Here is a 2,736-nt window from a genome sequence, read left to right as displayed (position 1 = left end):
ATGGACACGGTCAACAATTTGGTGACGGAGAAGGACATGCATGGAAGGACGTCGCACTTGTCTCCGCAGGAGTTGGAAGACCTGGTAGAATTCATGAAGGCGTTATAAATTAGCAGAAGAGAGAGATGGTAATAGGTTTAAAGAGTATATTTAAAGTGAAAGGAGAATGCCAACAGATGGGTAAGAGGAAAATAGGAGCAATAATGGCATCGGCATTTGTTGCGGGTGCATTAGTCTGTGGTAACCTCTTTGCTTCGAACCAGGTAATGATGGGTGGATCGCAGCAGGGGAAGGCCAATTGGGGTGATTATAGTGGAATGTCAAAGGAAGTGCAGGGTCCTGTAGAGGCGATATTGTTTACACAGTCGCCGAGGACGGCAAAAGGTGATCCTTATCAGAGCTATCCTCATTATGTATCAGAGGGGAGCAGGATCGTGTCTTACAATTTAAAGACGAGGGAGTTAAAGGTATTGACGGGTGATTTTGCGTCGGCCTTTGATCCGTGCACGTATTGGGATGGTAAGAAATTTGCGTTTGCCGGTATCCACAAGAAGGGCGGCGGTTGCCAGATATGGGAGATGAACGTAGATGGCAGTGGGGTGAGGCAGATGACGGATTACAAGGGAACGTGCCGTGCTCCGATATACTATGCAGCAGGTAGTATAGAAGAGGGTAAAGGGCGTATCATATGGAGAGACAGGTATTTTGAAGGAGACTGGAAGGAGCACGGGTCGGTAGAGAAGACCGGGTTCATCATATTTGCAGGTTCTCCGGATGGAGTAAGGGATGAGTTCCACAATCCTTATGCGTATAATCTTTTCAGGTTAGATACGCAGGGTGGTCAGGTGACGCAGAGAATAACCGGTCACGTGTTGTCCGGGATAGAGTTTCCGCACTTGAATACCTCGATAGATCAGATAACCTACAATGTAAGTTCCAATTTTGATCCAGCGCTTACGCCGGATGGTAACATCCTGTTTTCCAGTGTACAGGCAAACGGGAGCAGGGCTGATGGACAGGGTCGGGTGATGCTGTGTGTTGATAACTGGGATGGTGCATATCCGAGGCCGATCTATGGGAACTGTGATGGTGAGATAGGAGGGGCATGTGGCAGGTCACAGGCGAAGATTACCTTTGGAGACAGGAAGCTTGTGTATGTAGAGTCTCCGTATATGAATTGGGGAGTGGGACAGTTGGCAGCGGTAAGCTGGGATGCTCCATTCAACAAGACGTATGAGAAGTTGAGCAAGAATGATGGTGGGTTGTACAGGAGTCCGTATCCTCTTCCAGACGACAGGATGTTGGTGTCCTATGCAGAGAGAGGGGATTTTGGTATTTACTGGTTTGACTTTAAGGCGGGCAAGGCCGGGGAGTCTGTATACAATGATACAGAGTGGAACGATCATCAGCCAGCGCCGGTGTATATCAAGTACAAGCCGAGGTGGATAAACACCTTTACAGCCGGAAAGAATTTTGGTGTAACGACAGTGACGTATCAGCCATTTGACCAGGTGACGGTGGAAGGGTATCCGCATTCATGGGCAACATGGATAAGTTTTGATACGACGTTGACGGATATACCAGTAGGTCCATATCCAAGCCAGAGGGCCAAGGAGATGAAGCATGGAGACATAAAGGCCGTCAGGATAGTAGAAGGTGTAAGGTGCGTTGAGCCAGAGGAGAGCAGGTTCCTGGTAGGAGCAGGGAAGCATCTTTTGGGTAGTTGCAGGTCGAGCAGTAACTCAGGCACGGCGTTCCAGCAGAGGAGGATTATCGGTTATCAGAACGTAGAGGATGATGGATCAGTGGTAACATCGCAGACGGCTGATACCCCATACTACATTCAGATATTGGATGACAAGGGGATGTCGGTGCAGAGCGGGTTAGCCTGGGCATATTTAAGGCCTTATCATGGTAGGATTTGCAGTGGATGCCACTATGGTTCATATCGTGGAAGGGCGTTCAAGAATCTGCATTCGAAGGCTTTATATAACTGGTGGTATGATGACAGGAGCCACTATGATTCACCCTTTGCATTTGGATACTTGAAGTTTGACAAGGCTGGGGTATATCAGGGAGTAAGGCATGGTGAGGACGTTGTGGTACCTTCTGATATTTACTATGGAGGTCCATCAGGAACGACATCACAGCCGGTGGAAGGTTTAACGGACGATAAGAGGAGGACGGTGGATTTCCGCAGGGATATACAGCCGATCATCGATGCGAAGTGTGCCGGGTGTCATAATGCCGGCAATCCTCCTGATCTGACCGGTGGAGCAGAGTTGGTGGGTGTAGATGGAGTGGCGGCATTCAGCCGTGCATACAACAGTTTGTTGGAGGCGCAGAGGGGTAAGGATGTGAACATAGGTGGTAAGTATGTTAATCCATCGGCAGCCATCAACAGTTTGTTGGTTTGGAGGTTGTATGAAGAGGAATTAAGTTCGTTTAAGCCGAGGGAGAATGTGTTCCCGGTAGAGGGACGTGTATTGCATGACAAATTCCTGACGCAGGACGAGAGGTATTTGATAGTAGAGTGGATAGATATTGGGGCGCAGTGGGATAACATACAGGGCCCTGATTTCTACCCCGGTTATCATGGGAGATAATATTCCGTGGTAACGCCTGGAGTTTTACTCTCGTAAAACGCTAGTAGTTTCTGACTGGCGAAAGAAGAGAGTAAAGATGGTAATTGAAGAGCTGGGTCTGTGGCTTCCCACTACCCAGCTCTTCTTGTTT

Annotated in this window: 1 protein-coding gene; it reads left to right on the top strand. The window is 48.6% G+C overall.

The features are described from left to right. The first annotated feature begins 125 nt into the window (after positions 1 to 125). Complete coding sequence (locus tag HWQ67_RS15795; RefSeq protein ID WP_218253646.1) at positions 126 to 2,606, top strand: hypothetical protein; 2,481 nt, start codon at positions 126 to 128, stop codon at positions 2,604 to 2,606. Positions 2,607 to 2,736: the final 130 nt, after the last annotated feature.

It is taken from the genome of Candidatus Magnetobacterium casense (assembly GCF_019173545.1).
Classification (GTDB): domain Bacteria; phylum Nitrospirota; class Thermodesulfovibrionia; order Thermodesulfovibrionales; family Magnetobacteriaceae; genus Magnetobacterium; species Magnetobacterium cryptolimnobacter.
The sequence above is the reverse complement of the archived record's forward strand: the minus strand, read 5'-3'. Positions and strand labels throughout refer to the sequence as shown.

What these genes read in the sequence shown, in the direction of transcription:
- HWQ67_RS15795 (WP_218253646.1), top strand. Translation starts at nt 126, where the DNA reads ATGGTAATAGGTTTAAAGAGTATATTTAAAGTGAAAGGAGAATGCCAA.